At 74.2% G+C, this 17,637-nt stretch carries 20 protein-coding genes, 7 tRNA genes and 2 pseudogenes; 17 read left to right on the top strand and 12 right to left on the bottom strand.

Annotated features, from left to right (window positions below; all coding sequences use genetic code 11):
* Window positions 1-44 precede the first annotated feature (44 nt).
* A complete protein-coding gene (gene cobA / locus EAO71_RS08490; RefSeq protein WP_147977152.1) occupies window positions 45-1,310 on the top strand; it encodes a uroporphyrinogen-III C-methyltransferase in 1,266 nt (421 codons plus the stop codon).
* Window positions 1,311-1,364: 54 nt separating this feature from the next.
* Window positions 1,365-2,183, top strand: coding sequence for a TrmH family RNA methyltransferase (locus EAO71_RS08485; RefSeq protein ID WP_147977151.1), 819 nt, complete (start codon window positions 1,365-1,367; stop codon window positions 2,181-2,183).
* Between the two features lies 1 nt (window position 2,184).
* Here EAO71_RS08485 and EAO71_RS08480 read toward each other — a convergent pair whose 3' ends face one another.
* Window positions 2,185-2,670 (bottom strand): DUF2000 domain-containing protein, encoded by a 486-nt coding sequence (locus tag EAO71_RS08480; RefSeq protein WP_147977150.1) that lies wholly within the window; start codon window positions 2,668-2,670, stop codon window positions 2,185-2,187.
* A 49-nt stretch (window positions 2,671-2,719) separates the two neighbouring features.
* Between EAO71_RS08480 and EAO71_RS08475 the strand changes: the two genes are divergently transcribed.
* The gene (locus EAO71_RS08475; protein ID WP_147977149.1) at window positions 2,720-3,562 is read left to right on the top strand and encodes a helix-turn-helix domain-containing protein; all 843 of its coding nucleotides are present in this window, start codon (window positions 2,720-2,722) and stop codon (window positions 3,560-3,562) included.
* On the opposite strand, the gene EAO71_RS08470 is transcribed toward EAO71_RS08475, so the two are convergent.
* Window positions 3,553-4,713 carry a serine/threonine-protein kinase gene (locus tag EAO71_RS08470; RefSeq protein WP_147977148.1) on the bottom strand — a complete coding sequence of 387 codons (1,161 nt, stop codon included), beginning with the start codon at window positions 4,711-4,713 and terminating at the stop codon, window positions 3,553-3,555. The genes EAO71_RS08475 and EAO71_RS08470 overlap by 10 nt on opposite strands.
* 195 nt (window positions 4,714-4,908) lie before the next feature.
* Here EAO71_RS08470 and EAO71_RS08465 point away from each other — a divergent pair, with 195 nt between their 5' ends.
* The 4 genes and pseudogenes from EAO71_RS08465 to EAO71_RS08455 form a co-directional block, all read left to right on the top strand.
* Entirely contained in the window at window positions 4,909-5,142 is a 234-nt protein-coding gene (locus EAO71_RS08465) for a hypothetical protein (RefSeq protein ID WP_137990476.1), read from the top strand.
* Window positions 5,143-5,330: 188 nt separating this feature from the next.
* Window positions 5,331-5,498: a hypothetical protein gene (locus tag EAO71_RS37560; protein ID WP_187282609.1), complete on the top strand. Its 168-nt coding sequence runs from the start codon at window positions 5,331-5,333 to the stop codon at window positions 5,496-5,498.
* A gap of 342 nt (window positions 5,499-5,840) precedes the next feature.
* Window positions 5,841-6,812 carry a phosphotransferase gene (locus EAO71_RS08460; protein WP_187282608.1) on the top strand — a complete coding sequence of 324 codons (972 nt, stop codon included), beginning with the start codon at window positions 5,841-5,843 and terminating at the stop codon, window positions 6,810-6,812.
* Window positions 6,813-6,853: 41 nt separating this feature from the next.
* A pseudogene (locus EAO71_RS08455) lies at window positions 6,854-6,991 on the top strand (TFIIB-type zinc ribbon-containing protein); the annotation flags it as partial.
* Here EAO71_RS08455 and EAO71_RS37555 read toward each other — a convergent pair.
* Window positions 6,949-7,104 carry a hypothetical protein gene (locus tag EAO71_RS37555; protein WP_187282771.1) on the bottom strand — a complete coding sequence of 52 codons (156 nt, stop codon included), beginning with the start codon at window positions 7,102-7,104 and terminating at the stop codon, window positions 6,949-6,951. The pseudogene EAO71_RS08455 and the gene EAO71_RS37555 sit on opposite strands and share 43 nt — an antisense overlap.
* Here EAO71_RS37555 and EAO71_RS08450 point away from each other — a divergent pair.
* A pseudogene (locus EAO71_RS08450) lies at window positions 7,093-7,209 on the top strand (3'-5' exonuclease); the annotation flags it as partial. The gene EAO71_RS37555 and the pseudogene EAO71_RS08450 sit on opposite strands and share 12 nt — an antisense overlap.
* Before the next feature lie 83 nt (window positions 7,210-7,292).
* On the opposite strand, the gene EAO71_RS08445 reads toward EAO71_RS08450, so the two are convergent.
* The 5 genes from EAO71_RS08445 to EAO71_RS08425 all read right to left on the bottom strand — a co-directional run bounded on the left by EAO71_RS08445 (window position 7,293) and on the right by EAO71_RS08425 (window position 7,769).
* A tRNA-Val gene (locus tag EAO71_RS08445) sits at window positions 7,293-7,362 on the bottom strand.
* Window positions 7,363-7,404: 42 nt separating this feature from the next.
* Window positions 7,405-7,476: transfer RNA gene (locus tag EAO71_RS08440), tRNA-Val, on the bottom strand.
* A gap of 34 nt (window positions 7,477-7,510) precedes the next feature.
* A tRNA-Val gene (locus EAO71_RS08435) sits at window positions 7,511-7,582 on the bottom strand.
* A gap of 1 nt (window position 7,583) precedes the next feature.
* Window positions 7,584-7,657: transfer RNA gene (locus EAO71_RS08430), tRNA-Cys, on the bottom strand.
* Between the two features lie 39 nt (window positions 7,658-7,696).
* A tRNA-Gly gene (locus tag EAO71_RS08425) sits at window positions 7,697-7,769 on the bottom strand.
* Between the two features lie 234 nt (window positions 7,770-8,003).
* Here EAO71_RS08425 and EAO71_RS08420 point away from each other — a divergent pair.
* From EAO71_RS08420 to EAO71_RS08410, 3 genes are read left to right on the top strand one after another with little or no spacing between them, the layout of a single operon-like run.
* On the top strand, window positions 8,004-9,056 hold the full coding sequence (locus EAO71_RS08420; RefSeq protein WP_147977147.1) for a chorismate-binding protein: 1,053 nt from the start codon (window positions 8,004-8,006) through the stop codon (window positions 9,054-9,056).
* The gene (locus EAO71_RS08415; RefSeq protein ID WP_147977146.1) at window positions 9,053-9,883 is read left to right on the top strand and encodes an aminotransferase class IV; all 831 of its coding nucleotides are present in this window, start codon (window positions 9,053-9,055) and stop codon (window positions 9,881-9,883) included. Before EAO71_RS08420 ends, EAO71_RS08415 begins: the two co-directional genes overlap by 4 nt.
* A gap of 42 nt (window positions 9,884-9,925) precedes the next feature.
* Window positions 9,926-10,765 carry a GNAT family N-acetyltransferase gene (locus tag EAO71_RS08410; RefSeq protein ID WP_147977145.1) on the top strand — a complete coding sequence of 280 codons (840 nt, stop codon included), beginning with the start codon at window positions 9,926-9,928 and terminating at the stop codon, window positions 10,763-10,765.
* A gap of 122 nt (window positions 10,766-10,887) precedes the next feature.
* Here the strand turns inward: EAO71_RS08410 and EAO71_RS08405 are convergent, their stop codons facing one another.
* A complete protein-coding gene (locus tag EAO71_RS08405) occupies window positions 10,888-11,403 on the bottom strand; it encodes a DsbA family protein (RefSeq protein ID WP_187282607.1) in 516 nt (171 codons plus the stop codon).
* A gap of 169 nt (window positions 11,404-11,572) precedes the next feature.
* On the opposite strand from EAO71_RS08405, the gene EAO71_RS08400 reads away from it, so the two are divergent.
* Together EAO71_RS08400 and EAO71_RS37550 are read left to right on the top strand one after the other, a co-directional pair.
* On the top strand, window positions 11,573-11,998 hold the full coding sequence (locus EAO71_RS08400) for a hypothetical protein (RefSeq protein ID WP_147977143.1): 426 nt from the start codon (window positions 11,573-11,575) through the stop codon (window positions 11,996-11,998).
* A gap of 114 nt (window positions 11,999-12,112) precedes the next feature.
* Window positions 12,113-12,265 carry a hypothetical protein gene (locus tag EAO71_RS37550; protein ID WP_187282606.1) on the top strand — a complete coding sequence of 51 codons (153 nt, stop codon included), beginning with the start codon at window positions 12,113-12,115 and terminating at the stop codon, window positions 12,263-12,265.
* A gap of 66 nt (window positions 12,266-12,331) precedes the next feature.
* Here EAO71_RS37550 and EAO71_RS08395 read toward each other — a convergent pair whose 3' ends face one another.
* Together EAO71_RS08395 and EAO71_RS08390 are read right to left on the bottom strand one after the other, a co-directional pair.
* The gene (locus EAO71_RS08395; RefSeq protein ID WP_147977142.1) at window positions 12,332-12,889 is read right to left on the bottom strand and encodes a CGNR zinc finger domain-containing protein; all 558 of its coding nucleotides are present in this window, start codon (window positions 12,887-12,889) and stop codon (window positions 12,332-12,334) included.
* A gap of 275 nt (window positions 12,890-13,164) precedes the next feature.
* On the bottom strand, window positions 13,165-13,578 hold the full coding sequence (locus EAO71_RS08390; protein ID WP_015032345.1) for an SsgA family sporulation/cell division regulator: 414 nt from the start codon (window positions 13,576-13,578) through the stop codon (window positions 13,165-13,167).
* Window positions 13,579-13,767: 189 nt separating this feature from the next.
* Between EAO71_RS08390 and EAO71_RS08385 the strand changes: the two genes are divergently transcribed.
* Together EAO71_RS08385 and EAO71_RS08380 are read left to right on the top strand one after the other, a co-directional pair.
* Entirely contained in the window at window positions 13,768-14,190 is a 423-nt protein-coding gene (locus EAO71_RS08385; RefSeq protein ID WP_147977141.1) for a TIGR02611 family protein, read from the top strand.
* A 55-nt stretch (window positions 14,191-14,245) separates the two neighbouring features.
* A tRNA-Val gene (locus EAO71_RS08380) sits at window positions 14,246-14,320 on the top strand.
* 94 nt (window positions 14,321-14,414) lie between these two features.
* Here EAO71_RS08380 and EAO71_RS08375 read toward each other — a convergent pair.
* The gene (locus EAO71_RS08375; protein WP_147977140.1) at window positions 14,415-16,970 is read right to left on the bottom strand and encodes an SCO7613 C-terminal domain-containing membrane protein; all 2,556 of its coding nucleotides are present in this window, start codon (window positions 16,968-16,970) and stop codon (window positions 14,415-14,417) included.
* A 91-nt stretch (window positions 16,971-17,061) separates the two neighbouring features.
* Between EAO71_RS08375 and EAO71_RS08370 the strand changes: the two genes are divergently transcribed.
* Together EAO71_RS08370 and EAO71_RS08365 are read left to right on the top strand one after the other, a co-directional pair.
* Window positions 17,062-17,508: an SRPBCC family protein gene (locus tag EAO71_RS08370; RefSeq protein WP_147977139.1), complete on the top strand. Its 447-nt coding sequence runs from the start codon at window positions 17,062-17,064 to the stop codon at window positions 17,506-17,508.
* A 39-nt stretch (window positions 17,509-17,547) separates the two neighbouring features.
* A tRNA-Val gene (locus EAO71_RS08365) sits at window positions 17,548-17,619 on the top strand.
* The last annotated feature ends 18 nt before the right edge of the window (window positions 17,620-17,637 follow it).

Genomic DNA, 17,637 nt, shown 5'->3' with positions numbered 1-17,637 from the left:
GCGGCCCCCGCACACGCCCCGCCCCTCCGAGGAGCCGCACGCCCATGGCCGAACACGCCGAGCACGTCGAGCACCCCGCCTACCCCGTCGGCCTGCGCCTCTCCGGCCGCCGCGTCGTCGTCTTCGGCGGTGGCCAGGTCGCCCAGCGCCGTCTTCCCACGCTGATCGCCTCGGGCGCCGACATCACCCTCGTCTCCCCGTCCGCCACCCCCTCCGTCGAGGCCATGGCGGAAGCCGGCGAGATCACCTGGGTCAGGCGCCGCTACCAGGACGGCGACATCGCCGACGCCTGGTACGCCCTCGTCGCGACCAGCGACCCGGTCGCCAACGCCGCCGCCTCCGCCGAGGCCGAGCGGACGAAGACGTGGTGCGTGCGCTCCGACGACGCCGAGGCCGCCACCGCGTGGACCCCGGCGACCGGCCGCAGCGAGGGCGTGACCGTCGCCGTGCTCACCGGCCACGACCCCCGCCGTTCCGCCGCCGTGCGCGACGCGATCGTCGAGGGACTGCGGGACGGTTCGATCGCGGCCCCGCAGCACCGCTCCCGCGCGCCCTTCGTCGCCCTGGTCGGCGGCGGACCCGGCGACCCGGACCTGATCACCGTCCGCGGACGCCGGCTGCTCGCCGAGGCGGACGTCGTGATCGCCGACCGGCTCGGCCCGCGCGACCTCCTCGACGAACTCCCCCCGCACGTCGAGGTCATCGACGCGGCGAAGATCCCGTACGGCCGGTTCATGGCCCAGGAGGCCATCAACAACGCGCTCGTCGAGCACGCCAGGGCCGGCAGGTCCGTCGTCCGCCTCAAGGGCGGCGACCCCTACGTCTTCGGCCGCGGCATGGAGGAGGCCCAGGCGCTGGCCGCCGAGGGCATCGCCTGCACCGTCGTCCCCGGCATCTCCAGCTCGATCTCCGTGCCTGGCGCGGCCGGCATCCCGGTCACCCACCGCGGCGTGGCCCACGAGTTCACCGTGGTGAGCGGCCACGTCGCGCCCGACGACCCGCGCTCGCTGGTCGACTGGGCCGCGATGGCCAAGCTCACCGGCACGCTGGTCGTCCTCATGGGCGTCGACAAGATCGGCAAGATCGCCGAGGCGCTCGTCGCCCACGGGAAGGACCCCGGCACGCCCCTCGCCCTGATCCAGGAGGGCACCACGGCCGCCCAGCGCCGGGTGGACGCCACCCTGGCCACGGTCGCCGAGACAGTGGTGGCGCAGGACGTCCGGCCGCCGGCCGTGATCGTCATCGGAGACGTGGTCGGCGAGGGCCCCGGCAAGCTCGCCCCGGGAGCCTCCGGCAGTAACCAGGGGTAACCGAACCCCGCCCCACACATTGGCACCACACCCCGGACAAGGCAGTATCACCTCGTGGCCGAACTCATCACCATCGACGATCCCGACGACCCGCGCCTGCGCGACTACACGGGCCTGACCGACGTGGAGCTCCGCCGCAGACGCGAGCCCGCCGAGGGGCTGTTCATCGCCGAGGGCGAGAAGGTCATCCGCCGGGCCCGCCAGGCCGGCTACGAGATGCGGTCGATGCTGCTCTCCGCCAAGTGGGTCGACGTGATGCGCGACGTCATCGACGAGGTCCCGGCGCCCGTGTACGCGGTGCAGCCGGACCTCGCCGAGCGCGTCACCGGCTACCACGTGCACCGGGGCGCCCTCGCCTCCATGCAGCGCAAGCCGCTGCCGACGGCCGTGGAACTCCTCGGCACGGCGCGCCGGGTCGCCGTCATGGAGTCCGTCAACGACCACACCAACATCGGCGCCATCTTCCGCAGCGCCGCCGCGCTCGGCATGGACGCGGTGCTGCTCTCCCCGGACTGCGCCGACCCGCTGTACCGCCGCTCGGTGAAGGTCTCCATGGGCGCGGTCTTCTCCGTGCCCTACGCCCGTCTGGAGACCTGGCCCCGCGGCCTGGAGGCCGTCCGGGAGGCGGGCTTCAAGCTCCTCGCGCTCACCCCCGACGAGAAGGCGTCCCCGATCGACGTCGCGGCCCCGCACCGGCTGGAGCGGGCCGCGCTGATGCTCGGCGCCGAGGGCGACGGCCTGTCCGCGCAGGCGCTGCGTGCCGCCGACGAATGGGTCCGTATCCCGATGGCCCACGGCGTCGACTCCCTCAACGTCGGCGCGGCGGCGGCCGTCGCCTTCTACGCGGTCGCCTCCGGTCGGCCCCAGGACTGACTCACGGGTGCATGCGTGCCCCCTTGAGGACCCTGTCCACCGCGTTGCGCGGTCCGTACACGGCCGTCCCCACCAGGTCCAGCGCGTCCCGGCCCACGGCCCGGACGGCCGCCCGGTTGTCCCGGTCGTTGCCCGTGCCGAACAGGTCGGCGGTGAACACGGCCACCGGCAGCCCGCGCGACAGCGCGCGGGCGTGCGCGGCGGTGATCACCTCCTTCGTGCCCTCGAACACGAGCACCGGCTGCCGGAACATCGGCAGATAGGCGGTGCCGTCGGCGTCCTCGTACGGCTCCCCGATCACCTCGGGTGACGCCGTACCGAGCCCGCTGACCAGGAAGGCGGTCACGTTCAGCCGCTGCCAGGGCTCCAGGTCCTCGCGCAGCAGCACGGCGATCTTGGTGTCGAAGCGCACCGGCGCGCCCGCGCCCGCCGTGCCGTCCGTCGCCGTCGCCGTCGCCGTCGCTTCGTTCTCGTCCGTCGTTCTCATGGTTCGAGACTGCGGGAGCCACCCCGTCGCCGTCTTGTACGTTCTTCGCATGACGCCTCCGGAGGAGATCTCCGCGTGGCGCCCGTCGGTCCCGGGCGTCACCGAGGTCTTCCACGCCCGCTTCACCGAGCACGCCTACCCGCTGCACGTCCACGACGACTGGACGCTGCTGATCGTCGACGACGGCGCGGTCCGCTACGACCTGGACCGCCACGAGCGCGGCACCCCGGACGGCACCGTCAGCCTCCTCCCGCCGTACGTGCCCCACAACGGCTCACCCGCCACCGCCCACGGCTTCCGCAAGCGGGTGCTCTACCTCGACACGACCCAGCTGGACGAGAGCCTCATCGGGCCGGCGGTCGACAGCCCCGACCTCGTCGACCCCGTCCTGCGCCGACGCGTCGGGCAGCTGCACACCGCCCTCGCCCGCCCGGGCGAGGAGCTGGAGGCGGAGAGCCGGCTGGCCCTCATCGGCGAGCGCCTGCGGACGCACCTGCGTCCCGCACCGGGGCCCGGCTCCGTGCCCGGCAGGCCTGTCCGGGGCGGGGGTGTCGCGCACGACCTGCGCGACCTGCTGGACGCGCGCCTCCGCGAGGGGACCACCCTCCAGGAAGCCGCCGCTGTCCTCCACGCCCATCCCGCGCACCTCGTCCGCGCGTTCGGCGCGGCCTTCGGCATCGCGCCGCATCAGTACCTGACGTCCCGCCGGGTGGGCCTCGCCCGCAGGCTGCTGCTCGACGGCCGGCCACCGGGAGACGTGGCCCTCGCCGCCGGCTTCTACGACCAGGCGCACCTCACCCGGCACTTCAAGCGCGTCTGGGGCATCACGCCGGGCCGGTACGCCCGCACCGGCCGCGCGGGCACCGCCCGGTCGGTGGTCGATCAGCCCTGAAGCGCCTGGGCCGCCGCGATGCCCAGCGCGACGACCAGCGTCACCACGACGAAGACGAAGAGCCGCTGGCGCAGCAGGCGGGGATTGGCCGGCCGGCGCCCCGTCGACGTGCTCCGTACCCCCGGGCGGGAGGGCGCGGGCCGTCCGTTCGTGCGGGACTGGGCGGCACGCGACCCGCCGCCCGTGCGCGGGGCGGACGGCCGGGACGCGGGTCCCTGGCCCTGGGTCCGGCCCTGGGTGGTGCGTTCGGTGTACCGCTCCGTCGGCCGGTTCTCCGCCGCCTGCTCGGTCCGCTCCCGCTGCGCCGGCGGCCGTGCGGCCGGCAGCCCCTGGGCCTCGCGGGCGGCGATCTCCTTCAGCCGCATGGACAGCTGCAGGGTGCTGGGCCGCTCTTCGGGATCCTTCGCCAGACAGGCCCGCACGAGCGGGGCCAGCGCGTCGGGAACACCGTGCAGCTGCGGCTCCTCGTGCACCACCCGGTAGAGCATGACCTCGGAACTGCCGTGCCCGAAGGGAGAGTCCGCCATCGCCGCGTACGCGAGGGTGGCGCCCAGCGAGAACACGTCCGTCGCCGGGGTGACGGCGGCGCCCCGTACCTGCTCGGGCGCGAGGAACCCGGGGGAGCCGACGGCCGTGCCCACGTGCGTGAGGGTGCTGGCGCCGGTGGCCCAGGCGATGCCGAAGTCGATGATCCGGGGGCCCTTGGGGGAGAGCAGGATGTTCGACGGCTTGAGGTCCCGGTGCACGACCCCGGCCTCGTGGACGGCGACCAGCCCCTCCGAGAGCGCCGCCCCGATGGAGGCGACGTCGGCGGCCCGCAGCGGGCCCTCCTCGGCGACTCGGTCGTGCAGCGAGGGGCCGGGCACGTACTGGGTGGCGAACCAGGGGCGGTCCGCGTCCAGGTCGGCGGCGACCAGCCGGGCCGTGCAGCCGCCCCGGATGCGCCGGGCGGCGGACACCTCGCGGGCGAACCGCGAGCGGAACTCCTGGTCCTCGGCCAGATCGGGCCGGATCACCTTCAGCGCCACCCGCTGCCCGCGCCGGTCGGACCCCAGGTAGACGACCCCCATCCCGCCGGCGCCGAGCCGCCGGTGGAGCCGGAACGACCCGACGATCCGCGGATCCTCGCGCCGGAGCCGCATCATCGCCATGTCCGTCCCCTCGTCCGTTCGACGTGGCACAGCTTACGTATTGGCGCCTCCGCGCGCTCATAGGCCGCGCCCTCGCGGCCGCATCGATTGTCAGTGCTGAGGAGGACAATTGAAGAGTGGTCAGGACGCCGCCGTCGCCGGGCGTCGAGACCGCGGGATTTCCCAATGTCCGGTCACAGAAGGGGGATTGGATCGATGAAGGGTGATCGCGTGGAGATTGTCGTGGATGCGGGGGACACGACACGGACGTACGAAGTGGTGGCAAGCCGGGCGGGTCGAAGGGTCGAGACGGCGGTCCGTCGCGGGGTGGTGGAAGTGAGCGAAGTCACGCGTACCGGAGTGGTCGTCCGGACCGCCCGCTTCATGGCGAGCCGCGTGCTGGCCCTGGTCGAGCAGCCGGTACCCCTCCGGGAAGACCCTCAGTCCTAGACCGGCGCCTCCACCCTGGGGAGTACGCCATGAGGGCGGGGGTCATCCTCCGGGAGGCCCGGAAGTCGGTACGCGGGCATGACGTCCGGGCGTCTCCCGCTCCCTAGTCTTGAATCAAGCGGCGGGGGCAGCACTCGTCCCCCGAGGTCACGCACCCGCCGCCCCAGGATTCGAACGGGAGAGGACCCATGGCGTACACGGCATCGCGGATGAACACCCGTCCTTCGGGCCGCCGTCACCCCCTCGTGGCGACCGCCATGGTTCTCCCGCTCGCGGCCCTGCTCGTGGTCGTCTTCGGCGGCTGGGACGCGGTGGTCACTCAGGCGTCGTCCGTGGGCGTGATGCTGGGGCGCTGAGCGGCGCCCTGGATCCGGGAGAGCGGCCCGGGTCGGGGACATCCGGCCGACAACCCCGTGGGGACGGGGGTGCGGCGGACGACAGCGTGTGGCCGGTCAGCTGGGGAGCTGACCGGCCATCGCGCATGTCCGCCGCGGCATCGCCCGCTCCTCGCCTCTCTCCTGCCGCGTGTGCCCGCCGCGCCCCGGGCATCCGCGAGCCTCCCCGGCCGACCCGCCCTCTCGCCGGTACCCGCCGCACGCCGAGGCCCGCCTCCGGCACCGGCGCGCACGGCGGAGGCCCCCGCCCGGCCGCCGGGGGAGCCCGCCACCTCGCCGCCCCCGGCGGCGTACGCTCCCCGGGTGCTGCCTGACGACCTCGACCTGCTCCACGCGCTCGCCCGCGACGCCGCCCACGCCGGCCCCGGTGGTGCCTGCTCGTGTGCCACCGGCGTCCTCGCCGACCGGGACGACGGGACCGTCGTGCGGCACGGCGCCGTCGTCGTCAAGGCCCACGCGCCGGGCACCGACCCCACGGAGCACCGGGCCCGGATGGACGTCGCCGCCCACCCGGACACGGACGGCATCCTGCTGCGCCCCCTCTCGCTGCCGGACCGGGCCGTCTCCGAGCGCATCCCGACCGCCTGGCCGTACGGAAGCCCCGTGGACCCCGCGGACCCGGACGCGGCCCCCTGGGAGGAGGCCGCCCGGCTCCTCGCGCGGCTGCACCTGACCCCGCCGCCGCCGCGCCTCCCGGCGATGCGCGCGCCCGCCAAGGCCGCCCTCGCCGTGGACCGCATGCGCCGCTCCGGCGCCCCCGCTCCCGCCGTCGACGCCGTCCTGCGGGCCTGGCGCACCGTGCCGGGGGCGATCGCGGACACCGGCCACCTCTGCCACGGCGACTTCCATCTCGGCCAGCTGGTCCGGGACGGGGCCGCCGGCACCGGACGCTGGCTCCTGATCGACGTCGACGACCTCGGCCGGGGCGACCCCGCGTGGGACCTGGCCCGCCCCGCCGCCTGGTACGCCGCGGGCATCCTGCCGCCGGACGTCTGGTCCCGATTCCTGGACGCCTACCGCACGGCCGGCGGCCCCGCGGTCACCCCGGCCGGACCCGGCCCGCTGCCGGTCGCCGCACCGGCCTCCGGGGCAGACGACCCCTGGGTCCGGCTCGACGTCCCCGCGCGCGCCCTGACCGTGCAGACCGCGGCGCTCGCGCTGGCCAAGTCCACCGCGGAGGGCCGCCCCCTCGACGAGGTGGAGGAAGTGATGATCGACACCTGCTCCCGAATCGGCTCCCTCCGAACCGAGTTGGCCCCGCCCGCGTCCGCATAGGGTGAAGGCACCATTTCGAACGGCAGGGAGTTGAGCCGAGCATGCAGTGTCCCAAGTGCCATGCAGCGATGCACACGTACAACCGCAACGGCGTCCAGATCGAGCAGTGCAGCGGCTGCCGCGGGATATTCCTGGACTACGGCGAGCTGGAGGCCCTGACCCGGCTGGAGTCCCAGTGGGTGCCGCGCAACCGGACGGTGCCCACGAGGCGTTGGGTGAGGAACTCGGTGACGGCCAGCACGATGCCGCGGCCCTCGGCGCGTTCCGCAGGAGCGATCCGGCCGTGTGGCACGCGGCACAGGCGCGTGGGCTGCAGGCGTGGTTCGCGCGCAACGGGACGCCGGAGGCGGTGGATCCCGCCTGGCCGCTCCGTCCGGAGCTGCGGACGGCGGCGTAGGGGCCCGCCGAGGCGCGGGATCCGCGACAGGGTCCCGGCATGCGGAAGGCCGGTCCGTCTTCTGACGGACCGGCCTCTCCCGGTGGGCGATACTGGGATTGAACCAGTGACCTCTTCCGTGTCAGGGAAGCGCTCTCCCGCTGAGCTAATCGCGCGGGTCGGTCCCAAACCATACAGGACCAGGTGGTTGCTGCGTGCGCGATACTGGGATTGAACCAGTGACCTCTTCCGTGTCAGGGAAGCGCTCTCCCGCTGAGCTAATCGCGCGGGGATCCTTGCGGACCAGATCCTTACGGATCAGTGGACGATACTGGGATTGAACCAGTGACCTCTTCCGTGTCAGGGAAGCGCTCTCCCGCTGAGCTAATCGTCCTTGGAGGTGGAGACGGGATTTGAACCCGTGTAGACGGCTTTGCAGGCCGTTGCCTCGCCTCTCGGCCACTCCACCAGGAGTGAATACGGGGGGTCGGGAAGATCCCCCACATCGAGCGGACGACGAGATTCGAACTCGCGACCCTCACCTTGGCAAGGTGATGCTCTACCAACTGAGCCACGTCCGCTTGTCGTTTCCGTTCCGCTTGCGCGTCCCGGCGACGTGTTGAACTCTAGCGGATTCCTGGGCCAGCACAAAAACGCGTTTCCGCAGCGTGCTGACGTGCGTGCGGAGGTGAGCGCCCGGCCCGTCGCGCGGGAGCGTTCGCGCGGCGTTCACTCCCCGTGTCCTCCGGGTGGCTCGCCGCGGCCCCCGGCCGCGACCCCGGCACCCTCCTCCGGGGCGTCCTAGACTCACATCCGTGCACTCCCTCGCTCCCATGGCCCGCTTCGGCGGCCTCGTCGCCACCGATCTGCGGGACGTCACCCGCGACCCCGAGGCCCTGGACTCGCGGGGCTTCTGGGCCGTCTCCGCCGACTTCGAAGGCCGTCTGACCTGCGCACGCTTCGGCGAGGTGCGCCAGGACCCCGTTCCCGCGCCGGTCCCCGGCGCCTGGCGCGGCCCCGCCGCCGGCGACTGGACGTCCTCGCTCGACCGGGCCGCGTACACCGAGGGCGTGCGCCGGATCCGGGCCCACATCGCGCGCGGCGAGGTCTACCAGGCGAACCTCTGCCGCGTCCTGTCCGCGCCGCTTCCGGACCCGTCCGGAGCCGACGTCGACGCCCTGACCGCCCTTCTGGCCCGCGGCAACCCGGCCCCCTACGCGGGGACGATCCGGCTGCCCGCGCACGGCGTGGAGATCGCCACCGCCTCGCCCGAGCTCTATCTGCGCCGCGACCGTGAGGTCGTCACCTCGGGCCCCATCAAGGGGACCGGTCGCACCGCGGAGGACCTCCTGGAGAAGGACCACGCCGAGAACGTGATGATCGTGGACCTCGTCCGCAACGACCTGGGCCGGGTCTGCGCCACCGGATCGGTCTCCGTCCCCGAGCTCTGCGCCGTCGAGGCGCACCCCGGCCTGGTCCACCTCGTCTCCACCGTCCGCGGCGAGCTCGCGGAGGGGGCCGGCTGGCGCGGGCTCCTCGACGCCACCTTCCCGCCCGGCTCCGTCACCGGCGCCCCCAAGTCCAGCGCCCTGAGGATCATCGAGGCGCTGGAGACCGCCCCGCGCGGCCCCTACTGCGGAGGTGTCGGCTGGGTCGACGCCGACCGGCGCACCGGGGAGCTGGCCGTCGGCATACGCACCTTCTGGATCGACCGCGCCGAGGGGGTGCTCCGCTTCGGCACCGGCGCCGGGATCACGTGGGGATCCGACCCCGAGCGCGAATGGGCGGAGACCGAACTCAAGGCCGAGCGGCTCCTCGCGGTAGCGTCTGGCACGTACGAGGCGAGCGGAAAGGCCATCTCTCGATGAAACTCTGGGTCAACGGCGGACTGTACGACGTGGAGGAAGCCCGGGTGTCCGTCCTGGACCACGGGCTGACCGTCGGCGACGGGATCTTCGAAACGGTCAAGGCGGAGCGAGGCGAAACCTTTGCTCTCACCCTCCACCTGGAGCGCCTGACCCGATCCGCCCGCGGCCTGGGCCTGCCCGACCCCGACCTCGACGAGGTGCGGCGGGCGTGCGCCGCCGTCCTGGAGGCCAACCCCATGGAGCTCGGCCGGCTCCGCATCACGTACACCGGCGGTGTCTCCCCGCTGGGCTCCGAGCGCGGTGACGCCGGGACCGGGCTCGTCGTGGCGCTGGGCGAGACCGGCCGCCGCCCCGACTCCACGGCCGTGATCACCGTGCCGTGGACCCGCAACGAGCGCGGCGCGCTCACCGGCCTGAAGACCACCTCGTACGCCGAGAACGTCGTGGCCCTGGCCAGGGCGCGCGAACAGGGCGCCTCGGAGGCGCTGTTCGCCAACACCGTCGGGCAGCTCTGTGAGGGCACCGGCTCCAACGTCTTCGTCGTGATCGACGGCCGGATCCACACACCGCCGGTCTCCTCCGGCTGCCTGGCCGGGATCACCCGGGCGCTCGCCGTCGAGTGGACCGGGGCGCAGGAGACCGACCTTCCCCTGGACGTCCTGGAGAGCGCCGAGGAGATCTTCCTGACCTCGACGCTGCGGGACCTCCAGGCCGTCCACCGGGTCGACGGCCGTGACTTCGCCGGCGCCCCGGGGCCCGTGACAGCCAAGGCGATGCGCGTCTTCGACGAGCGCTCCGCCGCCGACCGGGACCCGCGCCTCGCGTAAAAGCGGATGACGGACGGCCGTGGGGTGGGTACAACACCGGTGATGACCACCACCCTGCGGCCGGTCGAGCCGCTTCAGCAGACGCCCGACGGCGGCCGATCCCGCACCTACGACGTCTGTGTGAACAGCCGTCGCGTCGGCTCCGTCCACCTCGCCACCGCGCCGGGCTTCGGCCCCGGTGCCGGAGAGATCACGGCCCTCGGCATCGACGAGCCGGACCGCCGCCGGGGCCGCGGCACGGTCGCGGCGCTGGCCGCCGAGGAGATCCTGCGCGGCTGGGGCTGCGGCCAGGTCCATGTCTCCGTCCCCGCCGTAGCCGAGGCGGCGCTGCGGATGACCACCGCCCTCGGCTACACCGAACGCAGCCGGAACATGGTCAAGGAACTGCCGGCCGAGCCCCCGGCGCTGCCGGAGGGCGTCGAGATCCGCCCCATGACCGAGGCCGAGTACGTGGTCTGGGAGGCACGGGCCAGGGAGGGCTTCGCACAGAGCTGGATCGACCGGGGCGTGCCGGAGGACCAGGCGCGGGCCAAGGCCGAGGACAGCCACCGCACCCATCTCCCGCGGGGTCTCGCCACCCCCGGCGTCCGGATCAGCGTCGTCGTGCGGGACGGGCAGGTCGTGGGCCACCTCTGGACCGGCCGGATGGCCCTCGAACCCGGGACCATGGCGGCCTTCGTCTACGACATCGAGGTAGACGCGGCCCAGCGTGGCCGGGGCTACGGGCGCGCCCTCATGCTGCTCGCCGAACGGGTCGCGATCGAGGCCGGGGAGAGCCTGCTCGGACTGCACGTCTTCGCGGGCAACACCCCGGCCCTCCGGCTCTACGAGTCGCTCGGCTACCGCACGACCCACGTCAACGGCTTCAAGCGGCTGCTCTAGGGCGCGTTGCGAAGGAGCGCCGTCCGCCCGGAGGGCGGGGCAGGCGGGACTTTCGCTACACGCCCTGGGGCGCGTCTTGCCGATCAGGCCGGGACCCGGCAGGGCATCGCGGGTCCCGGGGATCAGCCGGCGAGCAGGCGGTCCGCGATCTCCTCGATGCGGGCGCGGAGCCCCTCCTGGCTCTTGCCGCCGTCCAGGCGCTCGCCGTCGATCACGTAGGTCGGGGTGCCGGTGACCTTGATCGCCTTGCCCTCGGCCTGATCGGCGTCGACCACCAGGAGGTGCCGGCCGTCGATCAGCGCGGTGTCGAACTCCTCGGCGTCCAGGCCGAGTTCGCCGGCCAGTTCGACCAGTACCGGCTCCCCGCGCCCGTCCAGCTCCGCCGTCCTGGCCAGCAGCGCCTCCGCGTACGGCCAGCCCTTGCCCTGCTCGGCCGCCTCCTCGGCGGCCTGGGCGGCGGCGTACGCGTGCTTGTGCTTCTCCAGCGGGAAGTGCCGCAGCCGTACGTCGATCCGGTCGCCGTACTTCTCGCGCAGCGCGCGGACGTCGTCGAGCGCCTGGAAGCAGTCCGGGCACTGGAGGTCGAACCAGGCCTCCAGGACGACGGGGGAGGCGGAGGCGGTGGTGGAGTCACTCATGGGAGCAGTCTCCCAGCCCCGCGCGGCCCGGCCCAACCGGGCCCCGAGGAGGAGATCACCCCCGGGTCGACCCGGAGATCTCCCTGAGGTCGGCCCCGCGCCATGGCCCCGGACGGCACACCCGGTGCAGGATGGAAGGGACGTATCGCCCCCGCGCCAGGAGGATCGCATGCTTGCCGAGACCATTTGTTCCGCGGTGGCCGCGGCGGGCCTGGGCATCGCCGCGATCACGGCGTACCGCAAGCGGTACCGGGCCGCGGCCCGGATCGCCGCCTACGCCCTGGTGCCGCTCGGTCTGGTCATGACCGGTGCGGTGCAGTGGGCCTTCGACACCGCCTTCAGCCCGATGGCCTGGGCCGGGTTCGGTGTGCTGGGCGCGGCCTGGCTGCTCTTCCTGTCGACCCGCGCCGTCGACCGTCGCCGTGGTGACCGGAAGGCCGCGGACCAGGGGGGCCGTCAGGACCCCGTCGCGCCCGCCGCGTCCGCGCCCTCACTGGGTCAGGGGCAGCGTGGCGCCGCCCCGAAGCCGAAGACGGCCGCCCCCGCCGAGGACTTCAGTGACATCGAGGCGATTCTGAAGAAGCACGGAATCTGACGCCCGCGCGGTCGGCGGGGCGACCGGAGTATCCACGGAATGGGATGAACTCCCGCGTTCGTGGGGCGTGTTGCGGCGGGCTGTGACGCACTCCTGCGTCATCATCCCCCCGAGATGCCGGATACCTCGCGGGACCGAGTCCCCGCCCCCACGAAGGAGCCGCGCGGCTGTCTGTTCGCGCTCTCCCAGCCACCGTTGATGATCTTCCTGGCGGTGATCGGCTGTCTTCTCCTGATGGCCGCCGTGCACGACCTCTTCCTGCTGTGAGGCGGGTCCACGTGACCGCGTCGACGCCCCCGGGACGGCTAGGCCCTGTCCGGCACCGGCGACCGGTCAGCCCGCGGCCTCCTTGCGGCGCGCCCGGTAGGCGGCCACGTGCAGCCGGTTGCCGCAGGTGCGGCTGTCGCAGTAGCGGCGCGAACGGTTGCGCGACAGGTCGACGAAGGCGCGGCCGCAGTCCGGCGCCTCGCAGCGCCGCAGCCGCTCCTGCTCCCCGGCCACCACGATGAAGGCCAGGGCCATGCCGCAGTCGGCTCCGAGGTGGTCGGCGACCGAGGCGCCCGGCGCGAAGTAGTGCACGTGCCAGTCGTAGCCGTCGTGATCCGTGAGCTGCGGGGTCGTGCCCGCGGCGGCGACCAGCTGGTTGATCAGCGTCGCCGCGATCCGGGCGTCCGGCGCTCCGAAGACGGCGGTGAACCTGCCCCGTACGTCCCGCACGGCGCGCAGGTCGCGCTCGTCGAGCACGCCCACGTCGCTGATGTCGTGCGCGCGCACGAAGGTCCGCAGCGCCTCGAGGTCCGCGAGTTCGTCGTCACGGTCGCCCTGCGGCGCGGTGTTCATCAGATCGACGACGGTGTCGAGGGCGATCCGGGTGTCGTGGGGGATCAGCACGATTCGCTCCCTGGCAGGCCGCGGGCGGGCGCCCGCGGAATTGCGCTGACTCTAGCGGCTCCGCCGCGGCCTGCCGGGAGCGGTCCGGAACCGGACGGGGTCGGCGCGGGGGCGGGGCCCCGGACCGGCCCCGGCCCGCGCACGGCCCGTGGAACGGCAACGGCGCCCTCCGCCGCGCCGGCTGCGCGGTGAGGACGCCGATGTCTGCCGTATGCGGTTGTCCGCGCGGCGCCGTCTCCCCGAGTCGGACGGCGCCGTGCGGCTCTCTGCCTGGCTCAGCTGTCGGCCAGGATGTGGGAGAGCTCCGTGTCGAGATCGAAGTGACGGTGCTCGGTGCCCGGTGGCACGGCGGCGTCGGTCCGCTTCAGGAACGACTCCAGGGCCCTCGCCGGGGCCTCGAGCAGGGCTTCGCCCTCGGGAGAACTCAACGCGATGCAGACGACGCCCTGACCGTGGCTGCGCGACGGCCAGACTCTGACGTCGCCGGTGCCGGTGGGCCGATGCAGCCCCTCGGCGAGAAGGTCGCGGGCGAAGACCCACTCGACCGTCTCCTCGGCTCCGGTGTGGAAGGTGGCGTGCACGGCATAGGGATCGGCCGTGTCATACCGCAGGCCCGCGGGTACAGGCAGTGAGGACTCGCTCGACACAACGAGGCGCAGGTGCAGCTCGCAGCTGACCGTGGTGTTCATAAGCGCCAGGGCCTTTCGCTCAGTGTGCGCTCGGGGATTCGCACGTCGGCGAAATCGACATGCCACCTACGGTGCCGTTGTAAACCCCTCTGTCTGTTTTGTGATCGTTCAGGTAGCTCGTATGGGGGTCCGTGACCTCGGGTAATACCCCCATTCCGGTGACCGTCCGGAATCCGGTAGGTTTGAGGCATGAATGCGGAGAGTGACGAGCGGTCCGGGGAGCCCGCGGCCGACGGCGAGGCCGAGCTCGGCTCCCGGGCCCCGGCCTTCATCAAGGCCCGCCGGAGCCTGCACCTGAGCTGGCAGGTCGGCGTCTTCATCGTGGGGCTCGCGGTCGTCGGCGCCGGCATCGTGATGCTGCCCCTGCCCGGCCCCGGCTGGCTGGTCATCTTCGGCGGCATGGCGATCTGGGCGACCGAGTTCGTCTGGGCCCAGCTCGTGCTGCGGTGGACGAAGCGGAAGGTCACCGAGGCCGCCCAGCGCGCCCTCGACCCGAAGGTCCGCCGGCGCAACATCATCCTCACGACGATCGGCCTGGTGATCATCGGCGTACTCGTCGGGATCTACCTCTGGAAGTACGGCTTCGTCATGCCGTGGAAGATCGACCGGTGACCCGGACGCTGGTCCGGGGGACCCGCTGACATGGGGTAATGTTTGGGGTGCGCCCGGGCGATTAGCTCAGTGGGAGAGCGCTTCGTTCACACCGAAGAGGTCACTGGTTCGAACCCAGTATCGCCCACCACCCGGACCGAAGGCCCGGAGACGGAATCACGTCTCCGGGCCTTCGGCGTTCCCCGGCCGCGGTGTCCGCGGCCGGGCTCGGGGGACCCGCCCGGCTACCGCATGCGGCCCAGCCGCTCCCGCAGCCGGCGGGCGTCCCGCAGCCGCTGCTCGTACGTCGCGCCGACCCCCAGGAGCAGCAGTCCGGCCAGCGCCGGCGGCAGCCAGCGGGGCAGCGCCCCCACGGCCTGCACCACGTACGGGGCCAGCTCGTGCAGTCCGTCGAGGGCCAGGACCGTACCGCCGAGCACCAGCAGCGCCTGGAGCCGGAAGCGTGCTCCGAGCAGGGTCACCGCCAGCGAGGCCACCCCGAGGAGCAGCGGACGCGGCCAGTCGGGATCCGTCCAGGCGGCGAGGAGGCTCGGTACCAGCGTGACCGCCAGGCCCGGTCCGTACGCCGTCCAGGAGGAGGCCTCCGGGTCCCGGCGCCGCCGCAGCACGCCGACCACGAGGGCGGGGACGGTGACCGGCAGCGTGTAGGCCTCCGGGGTCGTCACGTCCCACACCGCGAGGCGCACCCAGGTGGCGAGCAGGAACAGCGCCGCCGCCGTCCACGAGGCCGCCGGGCGCCGCTCGGGCCGGACCGCCGTCGCCGCCGCGATCACACCGGCGAGCGCGAGGACCAGTGCGAGCACCGCCGGCCGGGAGACCGCGAGGCCGACCGCGAGCAGCCCCGCGAGGGCGCCGGTCAGCTCCACCGGGAGGGCCACCGGATGACGCCGGAGCCGCGCGCCGACGGCGGCGGTGGCCGCCGGCACCACGAGCAGGGCCGGGGCCGCCAGGTGGGCGGGCAGTTCCGCGGCGGCGGTACCGGCCGCCACGAGCCCGGTCGCCGTCACGACCGCCGCACAGGCGGCCKCGGCCCTGCGGACGTCCTCGGCCAGGAACGCGGTGACCGCGAAGAGCGCCGTCAGGAGCCCCAGCGCGGCGAAGGTCGCGGCACGGGTGTCCAGCGCCGCCGCCGTCGCGCTCAGCGCGGACGCGAGGCCGCAGGAGAACGCGGACCACGCGAGGACCTCGCGCGGCGGGACCGGCGCGGTGGCCACCGGAACGGGGCGGGGCCCCCAGCCCGGCCGGGACGCCTCCGGGCCGCTGCCCGCGCCGCCGGAACCGGCCGCCGTGCCCGGGGAGCCCGAAGGGCCGGCCGCCGTGCCCGGAGAGCCCGCCGCGGAGGTACCGTCCGCGGACCCGCCCGCCGGACCGGCGGTGCCCGTGGTGTCCGGCGCGTGGGCCGAGGCGCGGAGCCCCCGGGTCGCCGCGCCCGGGCGGACCGCGACGAGCAGCGCCGCCGCGGTGGTCAGGAGCTGGAGTGCCTGCGTCGCGCCGTACGGGAGCCCCGGCATGACGGGCAGCGACGTCAGCAGGGCCCACGCCAGGAAGAGGGCGCCGCATCGGGCCCACAGCCGCGGCACCGCCGCCAGGGCGGCCGTGCCCATGAGCAGGACCAGCGGGGCCGTCGCCGGGTACGAGGCGAGCACCGGCTCGGCGTGCGCGTCCGACCACACCTCCGTCGACCGTGCCGCGGGTGCCAGCAGCCCCGCCACCACCGGGGGCAGCGCCCAGGCCACGCCCAGGGCGAGGACGCCCGCCCCCGCACCCGCCAGACCCCGCCGCACCGCACGCGGCGCCGCCGACCGCAGCGCCGCCGCCAGGGCGGCCGCGCACAGCACGTACCCCGGCACCGTCCAGACCTCGGGGGTGACCGCGCGCAGCACGCCGCCGGCCGCCGCGACCACCGCGAGACCGGCCACCACGGCCGCCGCCTCCGCGAGCGGGGCCACCCGCCACGCCACGTACAGCGCCACCGCCGCGCCGGCGAGCAGCAGCGCGCCGCCCGGGATCGGCGACGACAGCGACAGCCAGCCGCCCGTCAGCAGCGCCCAGCCGCCCAGGGTCACGCCACCGGCGCCCGCCGTGATCCGCACCGCGGCCGAGGTCGCCCGCAGGGCCACCGCCACATCCGCCGCGGCCGTCGCCAGCGCCGCCCAGGCCAGCGCCGACGGGCCGCCGCCCGCCGCCACCACGCCGAGCACCAAGGGGAGTTGGGCCGTCGCCACCGCCACCGGCAGCGGACCCCGCAGCCGCCCTCGGCCGTACGCCGCCCACGCCCCGGCGAGCACGGCCGACGCCACCGCCGCGTAGCCCACGCCGTCCGTGTCCGCCAGCGCCACCCGGTGCAGCGCGTACGCGTCGAGCACCATCAGCGCCATCCCCAGCGCCGCCACCGCCTCCGCCGTGGAGGCCAGGCCGCGGCGCAGCAGCGCCACCGGCGCGGCCAGCGCCGCCGAGGTCACCACGACGAGCACGGCCGCCCGGCCGCCGATCCCCATCGAGCCCCAGCTCACCAGGGTGAAGGCGACCGCCGCGATCGTCAGCAGGGCGCCGCCCAGCGTCAGCAGGACGTTCTGCGCACTGCGCGGCGTCGAGTCCGCGAGCGGGCGCGAAGGGGCGGGCGGGCCGGCCGGCCGTGCGGCGGCCGGCGCCGCGGGTGCGGCGAGGACCTGCAGCAGCCAGGCCCGGCGGGCCAGCAACTGGGACCGTCGGGTGTCGAGTTGGGCCAGCTCGCGGTCGACGAGCACCAGCTCGTCCGCGGGTGGCAGGGCGTTCTCCATATGCGGAGTGTGTCCCCGGACACACCGCGAGGCATGCGCGCGGGTACTCATCTCCGGCCCTGAGTACGTACCCGCGGGGCACACTGGGGGCATGGACTGGTGCCGCTACCGCTTCCGCAGCGTCTGGCAGTTGGCCGCTCCGCCCGACGCCGTCTACGCCGTGCTCGAGGACGCCGGGGGCTACCCGCGCTGGTGGCCCCAGGTCCGCGAGGTCGTGCCCGTCGACGAGGTCACCGGCACCGCCCGGTTCCGCTCGGTCCTCCCGTACGACCTCGTCGTCACCCTCGCGACCCGGCGCCGCGAACCCGCGGCCCGCGTCCTGGAGGTCGGCCTGGGCGGTGACCTGGAGGGCTGGGCCCGCTGGACCCTGACCGGCCACCGGGCCGGCACGCGGGCCGTCTACGAGCAGGAGGTCGAGGTCCGCAACCCGCTGATGCGCCGGTTCGCCGTCCCGGGGAGGCCGCTCTTCCTGGCCAACCACGCCCTGATGATGCGCGGCGGACGGCGCGGTCTCGCGGCACGGCTTCGCGCGGTTTGAACGAAACCCGCCGGGACCTGTATGGTTCAACCCGTTCCCGGGCGATTAGCTCAGCGGGAGAGCACTTCGTTCACACCGAAGGGGTCACTGGTTCGATCCCAGTATCGCCCACCGGGAGAGGCCGGTCCG

Origin of the sequence: Streptomyces sp. MS191 (genome assembly GCF_008042125.1) — a bacterium.
Lineage (GTDB): Bacteria > Actinomycetota > Actinomycetes > Streptomycetales > Streptomycetaceae > Streptomyces.
Note: the sequence above shows the minus strand (reverse complement) of the source record. Positions and strands in the feature narration are given on the sequence as shown.